Origin of the sequence: Sphingobium sp. Cam5-1, from assembly GCF_015693305.1 — a bacterium.
In the GTDB taxonomy this organism is placed as follows: Bacteria; Pseudomonadota; Alphaproteobacteria; order Sphingomonadales; family Sphingomonadaceae; genus Sphingobium.
Window position 1 is genome coordinate 498,387 of the sequence record NZ_CP065138.1, and the last position, 16,359, is coordinate 514,745.

The following is a 16,359-nucleotide window of genomic DNA, read 5'->3' on the forward strand; positions in this document are numbered from 1 at the left end:
GGTTTTCTTCGAAAAGACGGCAAACGGCCGCCGCGTCAGCCGCCGTGCGAGGGCGGAAGCTTGTGGAAGCGGGAGGATGCCCGGTTCAGGAAAGTTTCGGCTTGGATGATCGAGCCTGTGCGCCGGGCGGTCTGCGCCCATGCGGACAGGGGGAAGGCCGCGGCAAAGCCCAGGTCCCGTTCGATGCGAAGGCCAAAAGGCAGACGGATCGCCTCGATTTCCATCAGCGAGAAGCAGCCCAGTTCCGGGCACCCAAAGCCAAGGTCGGCGAGGCCGAAGAGGGTGTCGCCGTCCTCATACAGTTCCGTCGCCAGCCAAGTTCCTGCGCCAACGGGGTTGACGAATTTGACGACCGGGACGGGAGCATGAAGCCGGTCATCATGCTGACCCTCCATGCTGGCCGTGAAATTGGCTGACAGCGCGGCGCGCAGTTCGGGGGTGAGGAAGATCATGCGGCCAGCCTCCCGTCGCAAACGGCTTGTCCAGCCTCTCGATGCTGCGCGAGCAGCCATTCAGCGGCTTGGCTTGCGTGTCGGGCTGCCCGGAAGATGGCGCGTCCACGCGGGCCGGTGCTGCCGCGCACGGCGGGATCGTCGCTCATGTCGCCACGCAACGCCTCCAGCCATGATCCGATATAGTCCGCATGACGCACGGTCGGAACGATGCCAAGCGCCGCGCACAGGAAAGCCGATCCCATTTCCGCGACCAGTTCCTCGCGGGCATAGTCCTTGGTCCCGAAGCTCCTCCCGAACGTCCGGGCCAAGCGCTTGGGATGGCCTGTCGCGTGGGTCTTATGCCGATATCGGCATAACGGTCATTATGCCGGGTTCGGGATTATGCCGCATGGCTGTGCAGAATAACGGATTTCTGCGGGTCAGCCATGCAGCAGATCGGCATAATCAGAGGGCTTCGAGCCAGGCGAGCAGTTCGTCGTCAGGCCGGAACCTCCCCGGACGGGTTTCGGGCGTGGTGACGCTGGCCAGTGCCTTTTCCTTCAGCCGCATGTCGGCATGGATATAGATTTGCGTCGTCTCGATCGATTCATGCCCGAGCCAGAGAGCGATGACGGATTGATCGACGCCATGATGCAGCAGTTCCATGGCCGTGCTATGACGCAGAGTGTGCGGACTGACCCGCTTGCCCATGAGGCTCGGACAGGAGCGCGCAGCGGTGCAGCAGTGTTTGCGAACCAGATGCTCCAAGGCGTCGCGGGAAAGCGGATCGCCACGGATGGATGGGAATAATGGCTCATCCTCCTCGCCGTGCCGCTCCTTCAACCAGGCTTGCAATGCCTTCGCGGTGTCGCGGCGCAGCGGCGTGCACCGTTCCTTCCGGCCCTTGCCCAGACAGCGGATATGCGCGCCGGCGCCAAGGACGACATCCCGGCAGCGAAGGCCGATCAGTTCGGATGCCCGAAGGCCGGTTTGCAGGGCGACCAGCAACATCATGTGATCCCGTCGACCGGTCCATGTCGAACGAGCGGGCGCCGACAGCAACGCCGCGATCTCCGACCCATCCAGGAATGTCACGCCGCGTTTGACATAGCGCTTGTCCGGCAGCGCAAGGATTCTCTGGCAATGCCACAACCATTCCGGCTCGTTCATGGCGACAAAGCGGAAGAAGGACCGGATCGCGGCAAGGCGGGTGTTGCGGCTGCGCGCACCATTATTTCGCGAGGTTTCAATATGGACGAGGAAGTCGGCGACCAGCTCAGCATCAAGGTCGGCGATGCCAAGACTCGCCGGCGATTTCCCTGATCGCGCACTGGCAAAGCGGATCAGGAGGCGGAACGTATCGCGATATCCCGTCATGGTATGACGGCTTGCTTCCATCTGGACGCATAGCCGATCGGTGAAGAAGCGCTGGAGCAGCGCGGGGAATGCCATGCCGGTCATGACAGCATCTCCCCGTCAAGACTATCGCTAATGCGGGCCGACGCGAGTTCCAGCAGTTCGGGAACGGCCTCGATATACCAGTAGGTGTGGTCGGGATTGGCGTGGCCAAGCCAGGTGGTCAGCTTGACCATTTCGCGCGCGGGATCCTTGCCGGACCTGTACCAGTCGATCATCGTTTTGGCAGCGAAGCTGTGCCGCAGGTCGTGGATGCGGGGGCCGCGGCCGTGTCGTCCCTCGGTCTGTCGCTCACGCAAGCCGATGTTCTGGCAGACATGCGCGAAATTGTATCGGGCGCCGCAGTCGCCAAGCCGGCTGCCATCGCATTTGACGAAGAAGGGGAGCGGTGTGGCGCCCAGCAACCTGTCCCTTTCCACAGCATAGGCGCGCAGCCGCTCGATGGCGGTGTCGTGAAGGGCAAGCAGCCGCTCCTTGCCAAGCTTGCCGCGGCGGATACGGATGACGCCGATATCAAGATCGACGTCACCGGCACCGAGGCCCAGCGCCTCATTGATCCGCATACCCGTGACCGCGATCAGCCCGAACAGGGTCGAACAGGTCAGGCCACGCATGCCGTAGACTGACGGCAACCGCACCGCCTCCTCGACAATGGCGGCGATCTGCGCGTCGGTGAAGATATAGGGCTGTGTCCGGCAATAACGATAAGGGACGAGACCCCGGGGCAGCACTTCATGGGCCGCATCCAGACCATGCAGCCACTGGCTGAACAAACGCACGACTATGAAGCGGGCGCCCCATGTCGAACGTCTGGCGTTGCCGAACGCCGCCTGCCATCGCAGGAACAGGTCGGTCGTGACATGGCAGGCGCCCAGTTGGTCGGCAAATTGGGCGAAACGGCGCAGAATCCGTTCGGCGGTGGCCAGATCATATCCCAGGCTGCGCCTCATGCTAAGATAGCGGTCAAGTTCATGAGCGAGGGTCATTGCGCTTCTCCCGCCACCGGCCAGGGCTTTGCGATCGAGCGCAGCCCGTCGATGTCCAGTTTCGCATAGATCATCGTCGACACGCGTGAGCGGTGCCGCAGCATGTCGCCGATTTCGGCAAGGGATGCGCCGCTGCGGATCATGTTCGTCGCCAGGCTGTGGCGCAGGACGTGCGATCCGACATAGGGGGCAGGTGGCTTGGTGCCGGTTGCCGCAAACGCTTCCTTCAATATGGCGTTGATAATCTGCCCGCCCTTGAAAGGAAGATTGGGCGCACGCAAGGAAACGAACAGGGTTCGCGACGCCGATACACGCTCGTTCCGGATGTAGCGTGCGAGCGCCTCGCCAACGTCCGCGGGGACAGGCAGGCGATCGTGACGCTGCCCCTTGCCCCGCACGAGCAACTCACCGGCGCGCCAGTCGATATCCTCAAGCCGGATGGCGATCACCTCCGGCGCCCGCAGCCCGAGCCGGGCCATCAGCATGAGCATCGCATAATCGCGCAGCCCATGCTTTGGATTGTCGCGGACCCATGCCAGCAAGGCGTCGATCTGTTCGGGCGACAGGAAGCGCGGCAACCGCGCATCCCAGCGCTGGGCGACCATCGGCACCCCCGACGCAAGGTTGGTCTGCGTGACGCCGCGCTGGAACAGATATTGGAGGAAAGTGCGCAGATGGGAGGCGGCCGACTTGTCGCGATAGGGCGCCTTTCTTCCAAGCAGATGTTCGAGGAACGCCACCGCATCGGCTTGGCTGATCGCTGCAAGATCGGTTTCGCCCTCTCCGAATCGGTGGTCGAGGAACCGGTCGGCGAAGCGCCAGGCACTGTAGACGCTGCTCCGGCTGACGCCACGCTGCCGCACCAGATAGTCCTCATAGTCAAGGCGCAACGCTTCGCGAGCGATCTGTTCCGGTGTCCGAACCGGGGTCGGCGCCACCCCGCTGTCGATCAGATGGACAACGAAGCGCCGTGCTATGTTCTGGCATTTATTCGGCTCGCGTCGATTGCGCTCGTCGCCACGCACAAGATCGGCCGCCTGCTCGACCGTCAAATCCCGTGGGGATATGCCGGCAGCTTCAATCGAGGATACCAAGCGTTGCAGCAGATTCCGATAGGCCGCTATTGTCTGCGGTTTGTAATTTTTCGCAGTCAACAGGGCGATGAAGGTGTCGATATGGCGGTTCAGCGATGATGAGAGGTCTTTCGGCATTTTCGTGCTCCCGGGTTGTGGGAACTGGATGCGGCCGCCACGACCGCCGCGACCGCAAGGGATCGGCGTCATGGCGTCGTTCGATCGCGGCGAGCCGATGGCCCTGTAGCTTTTCTCACCCTGCATCGCGATGAGATGGCTGCGATTTTCCCTTACGGAACAGAGGAAAGGTAAATCGTCCGATAAGCACAAATCATCCATAATGGTTTGAAATATAGAGATGAAATTTCTGTCCGCACCGCGAATTGGATTGAACGGCGGTTGAAAATATGAAACCCATGGCCACGGCGCTGGGGTCTGCGTCGAGCAGGGGTGATGATGGACAGGGGATTTGCAGGTGCCTCTACGGGTGCTGACAGCGGCGTTTGCGCGCTGGCCACGCTGTTGGCCGTTCATAAAATAGCCGTCGATCCCCAGCAATTGCGCCATGAACTCGGGCATCACGATCCGCTGACAGCAGAAGACATTCTCCGACTCGCCAAGCGTCAGGACGGCGTCCGCGCCCGCTCGACTCGCATCGACTTCAATAGATTAGCCCGGCAAGCCCTGCCGGTACTGGCCAACGGGGCCGAGGGCTGGTTCCTGATCGGCCGTGCCTCCGATGCCGAAGCGTTGATCCAACGTCCCGGTTCCAATGTCGAGAGACTGTCACGGGAAGAACTGGATGCAATCTGGTCGGGCGAGATCGTCCTGCTGACCACGCGGGAGAGCGTGGGCGGTGCGGCGGGCCGCTTCGATATCCGCTGGTTCATCCCGCAGGTGGTGCGCTACCGCAAGCTGATCGGCGAAGTGCTGCTGATCACCCTGGCGCTCAATCTTCTCGGCCTTGCAGCACCGCTCTTCTTCCAGAATGTCATCGACAAGGTGCTGGTCCACAACACGCTGGCGACCCTCGAGGTGTTGTCGGTCGGCTTCGTGGCGGTGTCTCTCTGGGAGGTGGCCTTTGGTTGGCTGCGGACCCGGCTCTATTCGGAAACCAGCCAGAAGCTCGACGTCGAACTGGGTTCGAAGCTCTTCCGGCATATGCTGGGCTTGCCTCTTTCCTATTTCGAGGGCCGTCGCGTCGGCGACACGGTGACGCGCATCCGCCAGCTTGAATCCATTCGTGAGTTCCTGACCAACGCATCGCTGTCGGTCCTGATCGACCCTGTCTTCACCATCGTTTTCCTGGTAGCGATGTGGATCTATTCCCCAACGCTGTTCTGGATCGTCGCTGCCACCATCCCCGCCTATGTCGCGGTGTCGTTGCTCGTCACTGGCCCGTTGCGCCATCGCTTGGACGAGAAGTTTGAACGTGGCTCGGCTAACAATGCCCTGTTGGTGGAAAGCGTGTCGGGCATGCAGACCATCAAGGCCTCAGCCGTCGAGCCTCAATGGCAGGAAAGGTGGGAGCGGCAACTCGCCGGCTATAGCGCCGCCAACCAGCGGGTCATCAATCTCGGCAATACAGGCAGCCAAGCCGTCCAGCTCATCTCTAAGCTCAGCTTGGCAGCGATCCTCTTTTTCGGCGCCCGCGAGGTGATAGCCGGGGCCATGACGGTGGGCGCGCTGGTCGCTTTCAACATGTTCGCGCAGCGTGTCTCCGGGCCGGTGATCCGTATGGCCCAGCTCTGGCAGGATTTCCAGCAGGTCAGGCTCTCGATCGACCGGCTGGGCGATGTTCTCAACCAGCCGGTCGAGCCCGGCGCGGGTTCCCGCGTCGCCCTGCCCGAGATCAAGGGCATGATCCGCTTCGAAGGCGTCAAATTCCGCTATGGCCTGGACGGGCCATGGACGCTGGAGGATATCGACATCCACCTCCCAGCAGGCGGGACGCTGGGCATTGCCGGGTCGTCAGGATCAGGCAAGTCCACCCTCACCAAGCTGCTGCAACGCCTTTATACCCCGGCAGCGGGACGCATCCTCATCGATGGCGTCGATATCGCCCAGATCGACCCGAGTTGGCTGCGTCGCCAGATCGGTGTGGTGCTGCAGGAGAATCTGCTGTTCAACCGCTCGATCCGCGAGAATATCGCGCTTGCCCATCCCGCCATGCCACTGGAACAGGTGATGGCGGCCGCGCAACTTGCGGGCGCGCATGAGTTCATCGTCGGCCTGCCCCAAGGTTATGACACCATCATCGAGGAACGCGGCGTCAATCTGTCGGGCGGACAGCGCCAGCGCATCGCCATCGCCCGCGCCCTGGTCACGCAACCGCGCATTCTTATCCTCGACGAAGCCACATCGGCCCTGGATGCGGAAAGCGAGGAAATCATCCAGCGCAATCTGCGGGCGATGGCGCGGGGGCGCACGGTCCTCATCATCGCCCACCGGCTTTCGGCCATCCGTCAATGCGACCGCATCATGACGCTGGAGAAGGGACGGATCGTCGAAGTCGGCACGCATGACGAACTGCTACGGCAAGGGGGGCGCTATGCTGGCCTGCACCGGCGCCAGATGGGCGTGAGCGAGGGTGTGGCATGAATAGCATCGCGCAACATTGGGATGTGGTTCGCGCTGCCCTTGCCGATGAAAGGCGAAGAGCGAAAAACCTGACCAGGGTCGATTACGTCACCTTCCTGCCCGCAGCGTTGGAAATCGTCGAGCAGCCTGTGTCGCCCACTGCCCGAGCGAGCACATGGCTTTTGCTCATCGGCCTTGCTCTGACGATCCTGTGGCTGACCTTCGGCAAGGTCGATGTCGTGGCTTCGGCGCCGGGCCGCCTGATCCCGGCGGACAATGTGAAGCTGGTTCAGCCGGTCGAGGCAGGGATCGTCCGCGCCATCCATGTCCGCAATGGGCAGTATGTGCGCAAGGGGCAGGTGCTGGTCGAACTCGACCCGACCGTATCGGCGGCCGAGACCGTTCAGGCGGAAGCGGCATTGCAAACGGCCCTTTTCGACGTCGCGCGCGCCAGGGCGGTGCTTTCAGCCCTGGATGGCAAAGGCCTCGACTTCATCGCCCCGCAGGGAACCGCGCCGCAGCTTGTCGCGACCCAGCGATCTCTGGCGGCAGCGGAACTCACTGCAATCGAGGCGTCCGCTTCGGGTCGGTCCGCGGACCTTCAGGCGGCAAGGGCGGCGCGCTCCGAAGCATTGGTGCAGGCGGCCAAGCTGACCGAGACCATCCCACTCCTCGACCAGCAGCTCGATGCCTATGAAGGACTGCTTACCAAGGGCTATGCCGCCAAGCTCAAGGTCATCGAGATGCGGCGGCAACGCTTCGCGACCATCCGGGATCGTGAGGCGGCGCTGGCAACCGCGCGCAAGGCCGAGGCGCAATCCTCTAGTGCCTCCAGCACTATGGCCCAGAGCAAGGCCGAAGCGCGCACACGCATCCTCACCGACCTTGCTAAAGCGGAGGCAGATGCACGGCTGCGCCAGGAGGAATTGACCAAGAGCAGGCAGCGCAGCAGTTTGCAGCGCCTCATCGCGCCTGTGGACGGGACGATTACGCAGCTTTCCATTCACACTATCGGTGGCGTCGTTGAAGCGGCCAAGCCGATCATGGTGGTGGTGCCGAAAGGTGGCTCGCTGATCGCCGAGGTCAAGATTCTCAACAAGGATGTTGGCTTTGTGAAGGAAGGCCAGCCGGTGGCCATCAAGCTCGAAGCGTTCCCATTCACTCGATACGGCACCATCCCCGGCCATGTGGAAAGCATCGGGTCGGATGCCATCGAAGATGAAAAGCTTGGTTTCGTCTATCCTGCACGCATAATACTCAAACCTAATACCAAGGGCGCGATTGGCAATTTCAAATTGGATGCGGGTTTATCTGCGACCGCAGATATACGAACAGGCAGACGCTCCATTCTGACTTATCTTATTAGTCCAATAAATGAAACTATTCGCGATTCGGCGAGGGAAAGATGAAAGGATCGCTGTAAAAAATCGGGCCAACGGAGATCATCGAGATGAAATTCATTACCTTCGAAGGGCAAGGCTTTATAACTAAGTGCATCGATCTTTCCACAGCAAAGGCTCTGCTAATCGTTTTTTCGCTCAGTGCTTGTGGGTTTCTCAAGGATCCGACTTGTAGAGTAAACGAGCGAGCACTTCCGAGCGTCCAAGAGGTAGCCCAACGAAGCACAGAGATTTGGCTACCAAGCACAGAAGTGGGGACAGGCGATCAGAATATGGCGGCGTATATCGCGAGCGGTTGCTGTTCTGTCCAGCCTCTTAAATCAAGCATCTACTCACATATATTCACGCATCCGCGGAATCGGGCTTCATACGCTTTACGAACGCACATTATATTTAATAGCCCAGACGGCACAAAAGTCCGGACGTCTAAGATAATATTTAATAAGTGCTTAAAAGTATTAGATCAAATATCGGAAACGCACTATCTTAAAGAGGACTTTTACAATGGATCCATTAACATTCCAGTTCATCCTCAATAAGTACTTATATGGCAGTGATCAAATGCCGTCCTCGCCGGATCAGCGGCTTCGTCCCGCTGCTCTCGATGGAGTAGCTGTCGAGCAGTACGTCGATACAGCATCTTACATGAATACGGTGGGGCGCTTTGCGCATCTAGCAGATGCCGATATTGTATCCAGTTTTTTCAGCGGCGGACTGGATCAGCAAAAGCACCTTGGCACGACAGATAGCAATGGTGTTACTAGGCTGCCGTTGACTGCCCTGTATACAGGTGGGGAACCGCCAGAATCTGCTAGGTTTGTTGTTTACCAATATACTGCCGGCATAACTGAATCTGATTTTGCTTATAGAGCCTTCATATGGGGGTCTACATCTTTTGTTCTCAGTGGGCAAACCACATTTGTTTGGGGTGCAGATGGATCCCTGTCTATTGAGAACGGGTCAGTGAGGCCACACGATACCGATTTTGATTTTCAAACTGGCAGCACACCTATACAACAAGCCGTTCAAATCATCAATGATACTATTCTCGCTCCAGTAATCGATCCTTATGATATTGGCGAGAAAGTGCTTCTGAAATTTGGTGCCGATACTAAGGCTCAATGGGACGCTTCTCATGTGGGCGACGTGTACACGCAAGCCGATTTCCAAAATTTCGTTAAGCCCGATTATGTCTTTGCGAATGTTGCGGCTGCAATTGCTGGAACGGTGGGAGCACTATCTGCTTATAGCGTAGCAGTTGCCGCCTTGGCCCAGCAGCTCATCAACAGCGAAGCAATACAATACACCTACAACGGGAAAGATATCATATATGGATCTTCCGAAGGTGATTCCCTCAACTATGATAGTCACGTTGGGCTGCTGACCGGCGTTCCTCCCTACACTCATGGGGCCTTCTTTGTCGGAGGGGACGGATCTGACAGCATAACAGGGGGCATACAGGACGATATCCTGTCGGGTGGCTCTGGCAATGATACGGCAGACTATTCCTCAAATCTTAGCTCCCAAACCATAAGTATCAATTTTGATGGTACATCATCTGCGCCAATTTTAACTGTACAAGATGGATTAGGGGGCACGGATACCTTACATTCCATTGAAAATATCAAGGGTACGGTTGGCGCGGATAAGATCATCTATAAGGGTTCCATTCCATCTGGCTACAATCTTACCATTGATGCGAATGGCGGTCAGGCAGGCGTAGCCGATATTATTGATGCCAAGGATTCCAGTGACCTTGCAGGCATGACCGTGAAAATCGATCAGACCTCCGGCAGAGGTTATATCAGTAGCCGGAGCGGCGCTGGTGGAAAGATCAACCTCCTGAACTTCAACACCGACATTATCGGTTCAGAGTATAGCGATCTCATCTCCGACGAAAGCGAACACGACCATCTGGTCGATGGCAAGGGTGGCGATGACAATATCACCGTAGGTGGCCTCGACGCGACCGTGGACGGCGGTGCTGGCAACGATGTGATCCATCTCAAATCGCAATCCGCCACGATCAAGTTCGGCGCTGGCGGCGGCAGCGATGTCGTCGAGTTCGACGCGGGCGACGGCGATTACACCCTGGCGCTCCAGAACCTCAACCAGGACGATATCGAGATCATCGCGGGCGGGCATAGCATATACGGTACGGGGAACGATGGCCTATTTCTTCAGTTCATCACCGTCCGGATAAGCCAGACTGGTGATCAGATCACATTTCTGGAAAACGGTAAAAATATTGGTCCTAGCGGGAGTACCTACGACACATCGGGCAATTCCAGAAAGCTTGGTTCAATCACGTTTGCTGACGGCACGGTGCTAACGCAGGCGGCCCTGTCAGATCAACTGGCGCAAGCCGCACTCGGTATAAACTCGCTCCCAATCATGCTCGACACCTGGGGATACAAGAAGGATTTTCCTTTTAGTGCCAATTATCTTTCAGCGCGACATTATGCGGATGAGTATCGCGACTATGTCAACGCCACTTATCTGCAGGCGGCTCCGATTGGAACTCCACCTCCCCCGCCAGACCAAAATCTTTCCGGCACCCCAGACGACGAGAATTTCAACCCCGGCAAGGGAAATGATTTTGTCGATGGCGGCGGCGGCAACGACAGTGTCCAGGAAAGCCAAGGCAACGATACCTATGTCTGGAATCTCGGGGACGGTGACGACACAATCGTCGGCTCTGATGCGTCCGACGGCTTCGACACCCTGCAACTGGGTGCCGGTATATCGCCAGCGGATCTGCGATTCGCTATTGCTAACGACGGCGCAGGGCTGACCCTTTCCTTCGCGAACCAGACCGGATCGATTTCGCTGGGTGATGGACTTGTAGGAGAAGGCTACGGCGTCGATCGCATCCTGTTCGCCGATGGCACTGCAATGATGCGGACCGATTGGCTAGCCGCCGCCAGTTCAGTGATCGCCGCTGCGCAAGTGACCGTCAATGGCACGGCATCGGCTGACTTTCTTCGACCTCCGCGCGGTAATTTCATCGTCAATGGCGCAGGTGGCGATGACACTATCACAGTCAGCGGCAGCGGCGCGGGTACATTCCGCTTTTCGAGCGCCGATGGTCATGATGAGATCAATGATTGGGGATTCGGCTACAACCGCAACGACACCCTCGAACTCACAAATGTGAATGCGGATGGTGTGTCTCTCAGCCGATCGGGCGACGCTTTGCTTGTGACCGTCAACTCGACCGGGGCATCGGTGAATGTCACCAAGCAGTTCGAGCAGGATGACGGCAACACGCACGGGATCAGCACGATCAAATTCGCTGACGGCACGATTTGGACACGAACCCAAATTCGCGATCTTGTTTCTGCTGCAATGGGGAATACATCCCCTGTCGCCCAAGCCGCAACAGCTACTGCCATTGAGGACGCTGCGCTCGTGCGCGGAACATTGGTGGCGACCGATGCTGATGCGGGCGATGTTCTGAAGTTCAAGCTCGATGATGTGGTGGACGGATTGGTCCTGGCGGCAAACGGCCAGTGGAGCTTCGATCCCACTGCCGCAAGCTATAATTATCTGGAAGCCGGACAGAGCCTTGTCATCAATGCTGACTATCATGTCACGGACACGGCGGGCGCCACCTCGTCCTCGACTCTCACGATTACCATTGCGGGCACGGAGGATATGGCTGATGAGCCCGCTGTGCCGCCGATATATGGCACCACCGGGAACGACACCCTTATCGGAGGCATTGGAGACGATAGTCTTTATGGTGGCGATGGCGATGACAGTATCGACGGCGCCGCCGGCGCGGACCTGATGGCCGGAGGCAGCGGTAGCGATTTCTATTACGCCGATAATGCCGGAGATATCATCGTCGAGGTAGCCGATGAGGGTTGGGATGGTGTCTCCTCCACCATAAGTTTCGTTCTGCCCGACAATGTCGAAGGGTTGTATTTGGGCGGCGATGCTGCCTTGGACGGCACAGGCAACGATCTCGACAATGAAATATATGGCAACGACTACGCTAACGCCCTCTCCGGGATGGGCGGTGCGGATTATATCGTCGGGGGCTGGGGCGATGACCGATTGATCGGAGGCGCCGGCAACGATTTGCTCGCCGGTGAGGATGGGAGCGCCGATGTCGCGGTCTATGCTGGCCTCCAGTCCAGTTTTTCGATTGCTACCATCGATGGCACCGTGACCATCACCGACAACGATCCCACCGTTGATGGAGATGAAGGTTCGGACTCCCTCTATGGCATCGAGGTCGTGGAGTTTCAGGGTGGCGTGCAAGCGGGAATTTCCTCGCCTATCGTGTTGGACCTCAACGGCAATGGCGTCAGTCTCGTCGATAATCGCAGGACGAAGGTGGCGTTCGACTGGGATGGCGACGGCATCAAGAATCAGACGGGTTGGATCGGGAAGGATGATGGCTTCCTGTTTATCGACAGGGACGGCAACGGGACCGTTACCAATGGCGGCGAGTTGAGCTTCACCAGCGACAAGGATGGCGCGAAATCCGACCTCGATGGCCTGCGTGCGTTCGACAGCAATGGGGATGGCATCTTCTCCTCAGCCGACGACCATTTCGCGCAGTTCAAGGTCTGGCGGGATCGGAATGGCAACGGCCGGGTCGACAAGAAGGAGATCATGTCGCTCCAGAAGGCGGGTGTCGCCTCGATCGATCTTGCTGGCACGGCGGTCAATCGGAATTGGGAATGGGGTGAAAATCTCACCGTCAACACCGGCTCCTTTACCCGGACCAACGGAACTACCGGATCGTTCAGCGATGTGGCCTTAAGCTACGACACCGGGAACCCGCAGAATGCATCCATTAACAAGGCGGCATCGCAACTCAGCGAAGCCATCGCCGGCTTCTTCGGCGACCGAGGAACCAGTGACTTCGCCAGCCATGAGAGCTGGATGGAAAACCGGGCTGATTTCGTGGCAGGTTCGAAATGGTTCGGTCGATAGGCCTTGGGGAATTTCCCGGATCAATGTCAATCCAGAGGCGGCAATCCCGCCTCTGGAAACCCCCTATCGGATTATGAATGCCGTCCGTTCTGATTGGATGGGAGTTGGGGGCTGGCAACGGCCACATCCAACGCCTGCGGCCTGTTATCGCAACATATCTTCAGGCGGGCTGGACGGTCGTTGCGGCGATGCGGAACGTCCGTTTGGCAACCATGCAATTCGCCGACTTCCGCGCGGAATTGGACGATGGGCGGCTTTCCATCGTCCAGGCTCCGATTTTCCTGCATCGTAGCCCCAGCATCGGCAAAATTTCATCCCTTGCCGAAATCTTGGCCCAGATCGGCTTTGCCGATCCCCAATTGCTGGGACCGGTGGTGAGAGCCTGGGAACGCTTGATCGGCAAGGTGCAGCCTTCGGTCATTCTGTCGGATGCAGCGCCCAGTCTGAACATTGCGGCGAGTGGCAGGTTGCCGGTCATCGTGATCGGCAACGGTTGGACCGTGCCACCTGATAGGGCGGAACTGCCGCCCCTTCTAGCCACTGGCGATGCAAGTCAAATCAAACTGGCCAGTGCGCACATCCTGGACGCCGTTGAACGCGTGGCGAAGCGCAATATCGTGCATTTCCCCGCCTTGCTGCGAGGCGTGGCAAACTATATCTGCACGCTCAAAATGCTCGATCCTTACAATTTTTGCAGAGATGAAGCTCTTCACTGGTCACCGGAAATAGAGCCGCCTTCCAAAGATGCTGTCCCTTCCAGGGATATGGTTTTGATCTATTTGCCCATGAAGCATCCAGCCATACAGCCGCTGATAAAGGTGGCCCATGCGGTCCCGATGCAACAATATGCCTATTTTGGCGGTGCGCGTTATCCTGAGACGGGCAATTTACAGGTGAGCCCAACGCCGATCGATTTCCGTGCTGAAGTGCCTGGATGCCGATTGATCGTTCATCATGGGGGATTGGGTACGGCATTACAGGCCCTGGTTCAGGGCGTTCCCCAAATCATCTGCCCTGCTGATCTTGAAAAATCCCTTATAGCAACCGCCATATCGGCGTCTGGGGCAGGTGCGGTTTTAACATTCCCGATCAGTTCACAAAATGTTGCAACTGCAATTCAACGGGCATTGGCATGCCCCTCTCAACCGCCAAGCCTATCCGAATTGGTAACCCGATCTCCACAAGAAACGCTGACTTCGCTTCTGTCGACATCCAATGGCCTCCGTTGAATTTTCCGCAGAAACGCGGGTTCAATTATGGCCAATGGAAAATATCAATGTGCCAAACTATCGCGAATTATGCCGACCCGCTGCATCGCTGATCCGCGGAAATCCGGCGTTCGGCACGGTCATGCGGCATAATCCTAAACGCGGCATAATGAATCAGTTCGTGCAGACAAGTGCGGTAATAATCGACCTGCTCGTAGAAAGCCGGTTGCGGCGGCACCTGCACAAAGTCTGCTGACGGAACATAATAGGCTGCGTCGCCGCCGATCCGGAATTCAACGCCGCTGGCGGCGATCACCTCCTCGGCAACCGGGATGATCTCACGTTCCCGGAGGGGAAGGGGATCGCGCGCAAGGTCGGGATCAAGCCCCTCGCATTGCGCTACATTGAACAGGGTGAAGCGCTTGAGGAAGGCCATGGTCCTGGCTTGCCCACCTTCCGCAGCGACCCGCGCCTTCTCCTCGTCGGTCACGAACCGGTCGGCATAGACCACCATCGTCCCCTGTTCGCCCTTGCGAACATTGCCGCCTGCCTGCAACGCTTGGCCATATGTGAGCCAGCCCTGCGAGGGCCAGCCGTTCGTGATGACCGCGCCCCAGAGCATGAGAATATTGATGCCCGAATAGGGGCGGCCGGTGATGGCGTTGCGGGGCAGCGCGGGTCCAGCGCAGGCGGTGCTGTCCCATGGCTGAACCCATGGCAGGCGGCCCTCTTCCAGCTGCGATATGATTTTGGCTGTGACCTCCTCGTAGAGGCCTTTGCGGTTGGTGCCTTCACCATCTGCTGCCCGCAACTTGCGTTCCTTCCTCGCTCCGGGAGCGGAACGGGCCTTTCCGTTGATCATCTGGTTCATGCCTGTCCTCCAAGCCTGCCCAAAAGCCGCAAGGCCTCCCCGGAAAGCGGGGGTGGGCGGCGATGAGCGGACGGGAAGGCCCGCTGGAGCGGCCAGCGGCACCGGCAGGGGCGCAATGCACATGGAGCACCCCAAGCGTAGCGCCGGGGTTGCCGCAGGCCGCGGCGGGACTATCCGGGAGCGACGCCCGCTCCCGCGTCTCGGGAGAGGCCTCACCATCACGCCGTCGCGGCAAGCGCCGCGGCGACCATGAATAAGCCCGGTCCACAGGACGGGGCGTCGCGCAAGTGATCGTAACCGCAGGCCAAGACCCGGAGGGGCTTGGGGGCGAAGCCCTAGAGCACGGTCGGAAGGAGGCGCCGGAGTGACGCTATTTATGGATTGGACCTCAAAAGAGGACGCTGCGGCCACGAGGGGGTTGGTGGAATGTCACCTAGGAAGGTCGGTGGGCATCTGTTCGCATCCTTGTGCTGGGCAGCATCTTTGCAAACATCCATGCCGAGGCGTTCGGTTAGGCGAATTTTGCCAGCCCTGTGCGGCCGTGGCGATCTTATCGGGATTGTCGGCCGGCTGGATGAGCCGATGGATTGACGATTGACCCCAGGATCAGGCGCCATGCGTGCATGGGGCGCCCATGGTCGTGAAGCAACCGGGTTAAAACGTCGGCCAACGGACCAACGGCCATGTCCTTGCCTATCGGAGGACATGCCGCCGTCCGCAGAAGGGCGGCCATGAGGACGCGGCTTAAAACGTCAGCATGACCTGACCCGTCGGCAAGCTCACCCGCCGGGCTGTCCATATGATGATCTGTCCGGAGGCGTGAAGCAAGTCTCTATGGTCAGGGCATTTGGCTCAGAACGGAGAGCAGCGCCCCATCTCGCTTCCTATGCTCCAGGCAAAATGGGCGCCCCGGATTTGCGGGGCGCCCCTACGGCTTATCGTGACCAGATGAGGTCGCAGGTCTTCCCATCCTCGCGCAGGACCAGCGAGGCGTAGACCGGAGCGGGGAAGCTTGGATCGTCAAACTTGCACGATAGATACTCCGATCCTGCGGCGGAGACCTTCTGCCAAGCCGCGCCGACATCAGCATCGCCGGCGTAGAAGCGGTAGTCGGGCGCCTTGTCGGTTTCCTTCTCTGCCGGACGGAGGGTGACGCCGATATCGAGTGTCAGCGTCCTGATGGTGCCGGCAAAACCCTCCTGGGTCTTGGTGAGTGTACCGATGATAGCCATGTTCATTCTCCTTTTGCGGGAGGCCGCGCCCTTCGCGACCTCGATGGCGCCGGGAGGGACGGAGGCGCGGTGACGGCATGCGAGACGCGCCGCAGCGGCAGCGAAGGACCCGAAGCGCCGGCATTTTGTTTCGCGATGCAAAGCTGGCAAGGCCGGCGGCGGAAAATGGCGGCAAGCGCAGGGTTGCAGTCCAACCGCGAAGGCGCAGC

At 59.1% G+C, this 16,359-nt stretch carries 9 protein-coding genes and 2 pseudogenes; 4 read left to right on the forward strand and 7 right to left on the reverse strand.

All coding sequences use genetic code 11. The features are described 5' to 3' along the window. Window positions 1–35: 35 nt before the first annotated feature. The 5 genes and pseudogenes from IZV00_RS02545 to IZV00_RS02565 all read right to left on the reverse strand — a co-directional run bounded on the left by IZV00_RS02545 (window position 36) and on the right by IZV00_RS02565 (window position 4,047). On the reverse strand, window positions 36–452 hold the full coding sequence (locus tag IZV00_RS02545) for a DUF2958 domain-containing protein (RefSeq protein WP_196225631.1): 417 nt from the start codon (window positions 450–452) through the stop codon (window positions 36–38). Next, window positions 449–787, reverse strand: a pseudogene (locus tag IZV00_RS02550) (zincin-like metallopeptidase domain-containing protein); the annotation flags it as partial. The gene IZV00_RS02545 and the pseudogene IZV00_RS02550, both read right to left, overlap by 4 nt. Window positions 788–899: 112 nt before the next feature. Further along, complete coding sequence (locus IZV00_RS02555; RefSeq protein ID WP_196225633.1) at window positions 900–1,895, reverse strand: tyrosine-type recombinase/integrase; 996 nt, start codon at window positions 1,893–1,895, stop codon at window positions 900–902. After that, the gene (locus IZV00_RS02560; RefSeq protein WP_196225634.1) at window positions 1,892–2,836 is read right to left on the reverse strand and encodes a tyrosine-type recombinase/integrase; all 945 of its coding nucleotides are present in this window, start codon (window positions 2,834–2,836) and stop codon (window positions 1,892–1,894) included. The genes IZV00_RS02555 and IZV00_RS02560 overlap by 4 nt, the downstream gene beginning before the upstream one ends. Beyond that, a complete protein-coding gene (locus IZV00_RS02565; RefSeq protein WP_196225635.1) occupies window positions 2,833–4,047 on the reverse strand; it encodes a tyrosine-type recombinase/integrase in 1,215 nt (404 codons plus the stop codon). The genes IZV00_RS02560 and IZV00_RS02565 overlap by 4 nt, the downstream gene beginning before the upstream one ends. Before the next feature lie 315 nt (window positions 4,048–4,362). Between IZV00_RS02565 and IZV00_RS02570 the strand changes: the two genes are divergently transcribed. The 4 genes from IZV00_RS02570 to IZV00_RS02585 all read left to right on the forward strand — a co-directional run bounded on the left by IZV00_RS02570 (window position 4,363) and on the right by IZV00_RS02585 (window position 14,068). Continuing rightward, complete coding sequence (locus tag IZV00_RS02570) at window positions 4,363–6,510, forward strand: type I secretion system permease/ATPase (protein ID WP_196225636.1); 2,148 nt, start codon at window positions 4,363–4,365, stop codon at window positions 6,508–6,510. Then, on the forward strand, window positions 6,507–7,898 hold the full coding sequence (locus tag IZV00_RS02575) for an HlyD family type I secretion periplasmic adaptor subunit (protein WP_196225637.1): 1,392 nt from the start codon (window positions 6,507–6,509) through the stop codon (window positions 7,896–7,898). Before IZV00_RS02570 ends, IZV00_RS02575 begins: the two co-directional genes overlap by 4 nt. 495 nt (window positions 7,899–8,393) lie before the next feature. Then, complete coding sequence (locus IZV00_RS02580; RefSeq protein WP_196225638.1) at window positions 8,394–12,839, forward strand: beta strand repeat-containing protein; 4,446 nt, start codon at window positions 8,394–8,396, stop codon at window positions 12,837–12,839. A gap of 212 nt (window positions 12,840–13,051) precedes the next feature. Continuing rightward, window positions 13,052–14,068 (forward strand): glycosyltransferase, encoded by a 1,017-nt coding sequence (locus IZV00_RS02585; protein WP_196225639.1) that lies wholly within the window; start codon window positions 13,052–13,054, stop codon window positions 14,066–14,068. A gap of 148 nt (window positions 14,069–14,216) precedes the next feature. Here the strand turns inward: IZV00_RS02585 and IZV00_RS02590 are convergent. Together IZV00_RS02590 and IZV00_RS02595 are read right to left on the reverse strand one after the other, a co-directional pair. After that, window positions 14,217–14,909, reverse strand: a pseudogene (locus tag IZV00_RS02590) (ArdC family protein); the annotation flags it as partial. A gap of 944 nt (window positions 14,910–15,853) precedes the next feature. Further along, the gene (locus tag IZV00_RS02595; RefSeq protein WP_196225640.1) at window positions 15,854–16,150 is read right to left on the reverse strand and encodes a DUF736 domain-containing protein; all 297 of its coding nucleotides are present in this window, start codon (window positions 16,148–16,150) and stop codon (window positions 15,854–15,856) included. Window positions 16,151–16,359 lie beyond the last annotated feature (209 nt).

Excerpts from the sequence above, each read along its gene's own strand:
- IZV00_RS02545 (WP_196225631.1), bottom strand. The coding sequence starts at position 452 with ATGATCTTCCTCACCCCCGAACTGCGCGCCGCGCTGTCAGCCAATTTC.
- IZV00_RS02555 (WP_196225633.1), bottom strand. The coding sequence starts at position 1,895 with ATGACCGGCATGGCATTCCCCGCGCTGCTCCAGCGCTTCTTCACCGAT.
- IZV00_RS02560 (WP_196225634.1), bottom strand. The coding sequence starts at position 2,836 with ATGACCCTCGCTCATGAACTTGACCGCTATCTTAGCATGAGGCGCAGC.
- IZV00_RS02565 (WP_196225635.1), bottom strand. The coding sequence starts at position 4,047 with ATGCCGAAAGACCTCTCATCATCGCTGAACCGCCATATCGACACCTTC.
- IZV00_RS02570 (WP_196225636.1), top strand. The coding sequence starts at position 4,363 with ATGATGGACAGGGGATTTGCAGGTGCCTCTACGGGTGCTGACAGCGGC.
- IZV00_RS02575 (WP_196225637.1), top strand. The coding sequence starts at position 6,507 with ATGAATAGCATCGCGCAACATTGGGATGTGGTTCGCGCTGCCCTTGCC.
- IZV00_RS02580 (WP_196225638.1), top strand. The coding sequence starts at position 8,394 with ATGGATCCATTAACATTCCAGTTCATCCTCAATAAGTACTTATATGGC.
- IZV00_RS02585 (WP_196225639.1), top strand. The coding sequence starts at position 13,052 with ATGCAATTCGCCGACTTCCGCGCGGAATTGGACGATGGGCGGCTTTCC.
- IZV00_RS02595 (WP_196225640.1), bottom strand. The coding sequence starts at position 16,150 with ATGGCTATCATCGGTACACTCACCAAGACCCAGGAGGGTTTTGCCGGC.